Origin of the sequence: Neorhizobium sp. SHOUNA12A (genome assembly GCF_023006505.1) — a bacterium.
Taxonomy (GTDB): Bacteria; Pseudomonadota; Alphaproteobacteria; order Rhizobiales; family Rhizobiaceae; genus Neorhizobium.
In genome coordinates this window covers 119,395-125,511 of sequence record NZ_JALBGV010000010.1, presented here as the reverse complement: position 1 = coordinate 125,511, position 6,117 = coordinate 119,395, and the positions used below count along the sequence as shown (strand labels likewise).

10 protein-coding genes and 1 tRNA gene are annotated in these 6,117 nt (G+C 61.1%); 4 read left to right on the top strand and 7 right to left on the bottom strand.

From position 1 onward, the window contains the following. Positions 1-102 precede the first annotated feature (102 nt). The 3 genes from MOV63_RS07590 to MOV63_RS07580 are packed head-to-tail and all read left to right on the top strand — an operon-like array spanning position 103 to position 1,368. Positions 103-378, top strand: a complete 276-nt coding sequence (locus MOV63_RS07590; protein ID WP_247033061.1) for a hypothetical protein — start codon at positions 103-105, stop codon at positions 376-378. Further along, positions 362-967, top strand: coding sequence for a hypothetical protein (locus MOV63_RS07585; protein WP_247033060.1), 606 nt, complete (start codon positions 362-364; stop codon positions 965-967). Before MOV63_RS07590 ends, MOV63_RS07585 begins: the two co-directional genes overlap by 17 nt. Beyond that, positions 964-1,368, top strand: a complete 405-nt coding sequence (locus MOV63_RS07580; RefSeq protein WP_247033059.1) for a hypothetical protein — start codon at positions 964-966, stop codon at positions 1,366-1,368. Before MOV63_RS07585 ends, MOV63_RS07580 begins: the two co-directional genes overlap by 4 nt. A gap of 91 nt (positions 1,369-1,459) precedes the next feature. On the opposite strand, the gene MOV63_RS07575 is transcribed toward MOV63_RS07580, so the two are convergent. The 7 genes from MOV63_RS07575 to MOV63_RS07545 all read right to left on the bottom strand — a co-directional run bounded on the left by MOV63_RS07575 (position 1,460) and on the right by MOV63_RS07545 (position 5,405). Continuing rightward, positions 1,460-1,708 carry a hypothetical protein gene (locus MOV63_RS07575; protein ID WP_247033058.1) on the bottom strand — a complete coding sequence of 83 codons (249 nt, stop codon included), beginning with the start codon at positions 1,706-1,708 and terminating at the stop codon, positions 1,460-1,462. Between the two features lie 13 nt (positions 1,709-1,721). After that, positions 1,722-2,006, bottom strand: coding sequence for a hypothetical protein (locus tag MOV63_RS07570; RefSeq protein ID WP_247033055.1), 285 nt, complete (start codon positions 2,004-2,006; stop codon positions 1,722-1,724). A gap of 23 nt (positions 2,007-2,029) precedes the next feature. Beyond that, positions 2,030-2,269 (bottom strand): hypothetical protein, encoded by a 240-nt coding sequence (locus MOV63_RS07565; protein ID WP_247033054.1) that lies wholly within the window; start codon positions 2,267-2,269, stop codon positions 2,030-2,032. A 536-nt stretch (positions 2,270-2,805) separates the two neighbouring features. Then, positions 2,806-2,895, bottom strand: a tRNA-Ser gene (locus MOV63_RS07560). Between the two features lie 54 nt (positions 2,896-2,949). Further along, positions 2,950-3,429: a GNAT family N-acetyltransferase gene (locus MOV63_RS07555; protein WP_247033052.1), complete on the bottom strand. Its 480-nt coding sequence runs from the start codon at positions 3,427-3,429 to the stop codon at positions 2,950-2,952. A gap of 74 nt (positions 3,430-3,503) precedes the next feature. Further along, positions 3,504-4,121 carry a J domain-containing protein gene (locus MOV63_RS07550; protein WP_038543011.1) on the bottom strand — a complete coding sequence of 206 codons (618 nt, stop codon included), beginning with the start codon at positions 4,119-4,121 and terminating at the stop codon, positions 3,504-3,506. Positions 4,122-4,250: 129 nt separating this feature from the next. Continuing rightward, positions 4,251-5,405, bottom strand: coding sequence for an MFS transporter (locus tag MOV63_RS07545; protein ID WP_247033050.1), 1,155 nt, complete (start codon positions 5,403-5,405; stop codon positions 4,251-4,253). Between the two features lie 283 nt (positions 5,406-5,688). Here MOV63_RS07545 and MOV63_RS07540 point away from each other — a divergent pair, with 283 nt between their 5' ends. After that, positions 5,689-6,114, top strand: a complete 426-nt coding sequence (locus tag MOV63_RS07540; RefSeq protein WP_247033048.1) for a DUF4864 domain-containing protein — start codon at positions 5,689-5,691, stop codon at positions 6,112-6,114. The last annotated feature ends 3 nt before the right edge of the window (positions 6,115-6,117 follow it).

The window sequence follows — 6,117 nt, the reverse complement described above, 5'->3', positions numbered from 1 at the left end:
GCTGCGGGCGCGCCTGGCGCGGTATGAGCCCGCCCCCGCCGTTGCGCCGGTCCCCGCTCGGCCGCAACCTTGAGGTTGGTCGGCAACATGGGAGGGCGTGACATGAGAATGCAAACGAGATTGGCTACCCACAGTGATGTGTGGTCTGAGGTCGTGAGTGCGGAGAAGGCCGCTCGAAGCCGGGCGGGGCAAATCCTGCTGGCTGTTGCTGGTTTGAAAGATGAAGACCGCCGTCGTCATGGATATACGGCGGTTTTTGCGGCGTTGACATACTATCGGGACTGCTGTGCACGTCTCGATGCGGCATATGCACGAGGCGGGTTCGAACCCTTCGACTTCGACGGCATGGACTGGGGCAGTGATGAACCAGAAGCCTGAGAAGCGCCGCAATTGTGCCGATCGGGCGCGGGCGGAGGTCATGACGCGGAAGATTCATCGCCGGAAGAAGTTCGACCCGGCCATGTCGGTTTTCATCAAGCTCCTCGGCCTCACCTCCTTCATGATCAACCTCTTTCCTGCCTTCGGTCAGGTTGCTGCGGAGCCCCTGCCGGAGCCTCCTCGGCCTGTGCAGGTCCCGGTTTCCTTGCCGGAGCCTGAGCCTCGAACGTACAAGCGCGCGCCATCATGGCCGCTGCTCATGCGGGACCTGGCGCGGCCAGTGGCGCATGATATGGCGCGGGCGGAGGTCTATGCGCGCCTGCCCGTTGAATGCCGTCCATGGCTCGACGCCGTGTTTCGTGATGCCGACTGGTCCGCGATCCGGCCCTATGCCCACTCCGGAGCTACTGACGAAGAGGTTGGAGCGGGCGTGTTCGCCGCGTTCCGGGCATGGAAGGCCGATCAGGATGAGAAGGCCAGAAAGGCGAAGAAGGACGCGACCGGAGGCAAGGCCGGAGCCGGGGCGAAGCCGGGCGGCGGGGATGATGGTCCTGACGACGACGACGACGACAGGGAGGTGAAGCCATGAGGTTCGCCGCGCTGCTTCTCGGGCTGTCGCTTGCCGTGCCTGGTCACGCCGCGAATGTTGTCTGGCGGTCGGCTGGGTCGGGCGTGCTGCCGTCGCCTCCGGCGCTCGTGCTGCCACCTGATCCGGAAACGCCTTCCAGCTTCGTGGCGACGATGGCCGGTCCCGCCTCGATCCCGGTCGGCGGTGTCCTCGATCTCCGTCCGGTCGTCGTCGGTGCGTCCGGCCGGATTGTCAGCTATCTGCTGTTCGGCCGCTTGCCGATCGGCGCCGAGTTTAGCGCCGAAACCGGACGTATCGGCGGCCGGGGGCTGTTTGCCGGGAGCTATCCGGTCTGGATCTCGGTTGGCGATGAAAGCGGGGCGGTGACGGCTGCCGCCGTGACGATCGTCGTCGGTGGCTAAAACGCGAAAACGGGACCGATCCGGCCCCGTGTCCACTTTCTAATGCGTTTAAAGGGGGCATACAGCGCTTCTGGCCCCTCGGGTGGTGTCTTTACCCATCCGATTTCGAGATGTTGCCTGAGCGCATCCGGCGTTCGGTTTCCTGAATGGTTTCCCATACGCCCAGCAGATCGGACCGGATCGCCATCAACCGTTTGTCGAGTTCCTTCCCGCCCGGCCATCCCAGCACGCCCAGCCGTTCGAAGCCTCGTGCGGCATCGCGTAGTTCGTCCATCAGGCGGTTGTAGCGCTCATAGTTCAATGGGAACTCTTGTGTCGGTATCTGCGTGATGTCAGTCATGGTCATCCTTTCGTTACGAAACTGCTTCCAGCCGGGGCGTGGGCCGGAGCCACTGCCGGGCGGCTTCCTCGGCTGCGGCGAAGGCCGCCTCCTTGCCGTATGCGATGTTCATCGCCACAGGCCGGAGTTCATGGTCACCCGCTTCGACGTTCGTGTCTACGGTGTAGACCCATCGATCCCATGGGCAGGCTGGAAGGGGTGCGGCATAGAGGCTGAGAAACCGACCATCCGCCGCCGTTGCTTCCGTCGTGAATGATATGTCGCCGCTCCACTCGTCGATCGTTATAGTGTCCGTCATGTCGGTGTCCTTTCGGTTGTCGTTCATGCTGCTGTGAGCGTTTCCAAGGCTCGAACGCCGTGCTGCTGCACTGCCTTCGCCAGTTCCCTCCCGGAGCCGGGGACGCGGGTGCGTCGGAGGAGGCGCTGGGCACCAGTCCGGCGGTTCTGGACGAGGATCGTAGCGACGTACCAGAGGACTTCACCGGAAGCCGTCTGGTGCATCGTCTCGATGACAAGGACATCGACCGCCAAGCCGCGAATTGTGGTTGTTGTCGTCTTCATCCGGAAGCCTCCTAAGCCTTTGAAAACAAGGCTTTTATAGCAGATTTCAGGAGGCGGGCCCAGGATGGTCGAAGATCATTTCCGGATAGTCGATCGGATGACGATCGAAAGGTTAACCGTGAGTCAGAACGGTACGGCGGCTAGGCAGGGGTTGACGGTGGGAGGGGCGGCATAGGCTTTTCGCCCGCCTTGCCCGAACGGGGCATGGCGGTGACCGAAGGTCAAGAACGGCCGCCCCTCCCGCTGTCACCGAGCGAGAAGGTTCCGCGACTAATCGGGAAGCCCGGTCGCCGCAAGGCGATCAGATCGAGACAAGCGGCTCGATCTGAAGGGGTGGAGATTCGTCGTGGAATAGAGCGAGGGGAACCTCTGCCGGGAGGTTTTCGGGATATTGCGGCCTGCAACAAGAATCAGGCTCCTCTGCAACAGGAATGCAGTTGCAGCATTGTTGCAGATAATTGTTGACAATGTTGCAGCTTGCCCCAAGTTGGGGCACTTCTTGTCAACAAATATTGCCAAAGCTTTTCATAGGCTTGTGGCGGAAGAGGTGGGATTCGAACCCACGGTACGGTTTCCCGCACGCCGGTTTTCAAGACCGGTTCCTTAAACCACTCGGACACTCTTCCCCGTGCGCTGGCTTTATAACGGTCGCGGGTCCAGCGTCAACCTCACCTGCTCTATCAGCCCTCGGCAAAGCTTTTCAGCGTCTCGCCGGAAAGCCTGTAACGGATCCACTCGTTCATCGGCTCAGCGCCGATCGCCTCGTAGACGCGGATCGCCGGTTCGTTCCAGTCGAGTACGCTCCATTCGAAACGGCCGCAATTGTTGTCGATGGCGATCTGCGCCAGCCGTTTCAGCAGCGCCTTGCCGGCGCCGAGCCCGCGCGCCTTCGGCGTCACATACAGGTCTTCGAGATAAAGCCCGTTCTTCGCCTGCCAGGTCGAATAGCTGAAGAACCAGATGGCCATGCCGATGGGAACGCCGTCCTGTTCGCAGACCAGCGCATGGGTCACCGATCCGGTGCCGAAGATGGAGTTCCCAATCGTCTCGGCGGTCGCCGCGACCTCGTGCTCGGCTTTTTCGTAGATCGCCAACTCGCGGATGAAACCGAGTAATGTCGCCGCATCCTCGCGGACGGCCTCACGTATGGTCAACGCCATCGAAAACCCTTTGGATTGAACGGGCTGAAGCTATGTCTTGAAGCTATATTGGGTGTCAAGACCGGCTGTACGGCCTACTCCGCCGCGGTCTTGATCTCGATCACCTCGACCTCGTAGGAATAGCCATCCAGCATGCCATAGGCCTGCTCGATGTTGCCAATCTCGGTCTCGGCCTTGCCGATCGCGTCATCGATCGCCACGCAGCGGGATTTCAGCATGCGCCCTAGGACGTCCGCGTTAGGCTTGCGGCCGATGCGATCGATATGATTGCGGATGCGGGCGCGATGGCGCTCCATCTCCAGAATATGGAAGCGGGCGTTGACGATCTTGTCGGTCAGCTTGCGGCGCATGGCAGCGACCGGATCGAAACTGCCTGGCTCGCGCTCGTCGAGGATGATCTCGTTGACCAGCGTTTCGAGAATCATCAGCCCCTGCAGATCCTTGGTATCGGCGAGTTCCGGGTCGTAACCGGTGTCGTCGTAGACCTTGCGACGAACGGGATCGGAAAGAAGTTCATAGGATGCCGTCAGTTTTCCGAACGCATCGACGTCGCCGCCAGCGTCCGGATGAACCGTTTTTGCGCGTTTGCGATAGGCCGACTTGATGGCAACGCCATCCGCCTCCCGCGAAACACCAAGCATCTCATAAGGGTCGATCACAGTGTCACCTGTTTTCGGCAAATCCGATTTCATTGTCTAACGGCTAAGGCCAGTGGTCTCAACCCCTCGCCCACTGTTATGGCCAATTATGGGCAGGGTCATGCCCCTGCCCGCCTTTCCCACAGGCTAGTCCGATCGGGCCCTCAGGCGGGTCCGATGGGGCTATCTCCGCCGGCGCGGCCAGGACGGGCGGCGGCCTTCGGCGACGGGCGCCATCAGGAAGCTGGCCAGCACGCAGGGCAGCAATACCAGGAAGGTCGCGACAAGGCTGACATGCTCGGCGATGAAGCCGAGCAATGGCGGCACTCCGATCGTCGACAGCATCAGCGTCAGCGACAGCGCCGCAAGGTTTTCCGACGGCCTGCCCTTGCCGAGCGCGATCGTCGTCGAGACTGCCAGCGGAAAAGCAAGCGCCACGCCGCAACCGATCAGAAAAAGTGCGGCGCCTGCAAGTGTCAAGCTCGGCATCGCCACGAGGAGTACAATCCCAAGAGCGACGGAAACGGCCGAGGCACGCACCAGGATTATGGAGCCGAAACTATCCCGCAGCATGTCGCCGGAAAGCCGCGTCAACCCCATGCCGACGGTAAAGGCAGCATAAAGCACGCCGGCAATCGCCGGATCGGCCTTCAGCTGTTCACGCAGAAAAAAGATGCCCCAGTCATAAACCGCGCCCTCGACGATGCAGAGGCCGAAAACCATGACGCAGATCAGCACGATCATCCTGTCGGGAAGCACGTAGGCAGGCCCCTTGCGATCGGGCGGCGTCTCCGGCGCCGGGTCTTTGGGCGTAACCCGGAAGACGAACAAACAGGCAGCGATGACGAAACCGGTGGCGAGCGTCTGCTGCACAAAGGGCGTCACCGCCTTTTCGGCCAGGAAGCCCGAACAAAGAGAGCCGGCCAGCAGGCCGACCGACCAGAAACCATGGCTGCGGGATAGTACCTTCCGGCCCGTCCGCTGCTCTATGCCGGCGGAAATCATGTTGGCAGCCACGTCGAAAATGGTGCGGAAAAAACCGAACAGAAAGAAACAGATCACAAACCCGGCGACCGGAAGGATTGTCAGCGCCGGCGTCAGCAGGGCGCAGATCGGCAAGGTGACGAGTGCCGTCAGCCGCGGTGTCAGACGGTCGTTGATGCGGCCGGCCAGTGGCAGAGCGAGAAAGGTACCGACAGGCGCGCTCAGCAGGGCCAGACCGAGGCCGGCCTTGTCGATTCCCAGCGACGCCTGGATAGCCGGCAACCGCGTGAACAGCGAAATGAAGAGGATGGCATTGCTGAAATAAAGCAGCGCTGGCGGTAAAAGATTTTTCATCGAAATGCATGTCCGGGCGAATCAAACTTCCCGCTGCATTCCTGACAGCGTCGGTGGATACCGACAAGCCGCGATAACGGGACGCTGCCTTGCGCCACCCACAGGCGGAATATCACGAAAACGTGCGGATAACGGCAGGGGCTGCTTCGACGCGTCATCATTCTGTAATCATTCGGATTCGTTTGCATTCCAGAAAGGCGTTGCGCGAAAATTTTGCAGGCGCCATCTTCTCCTTGCGCCTAAAGGCGCTAGCCTTCTGGTGCTCGCCCTTGGAGAAAGCCCGATGCTGGTTCGATTTGTTGCTGTCGTTCTGTGTTTCGCTCTCTGTTCCTTTACCGCCGTCAAAGCCGAGGACCCCGTCGCCAATGCGCAGGCGGTGATTTCCAGCCAGATCGCTGCGCTGATGCATGACGACGCGGAAAAGGCCTATTTCTTCGCCTCGCCCGGGATCCGCAGTCTCTATCCCAACAAGGATCGGTTCCTGGATATGGTGCGGAAAACCTACGAGCCGGTCTATCACGCCGGCAACTATGCCTTCGGCCGCTCGAAGATGATCGGCGGCGGTGAAGTGGTGCTGCAGGAAGTGATGATCAGCGCCAGGGAAGGCAAGGACTGGACGGCCATCTACGAGATGCGGCTGATGGACGATGGGTCCTACAAGGTCAACGGCGTGCGGATGATCCGCAACACCGCCAGCCAGGGTATCTGACGC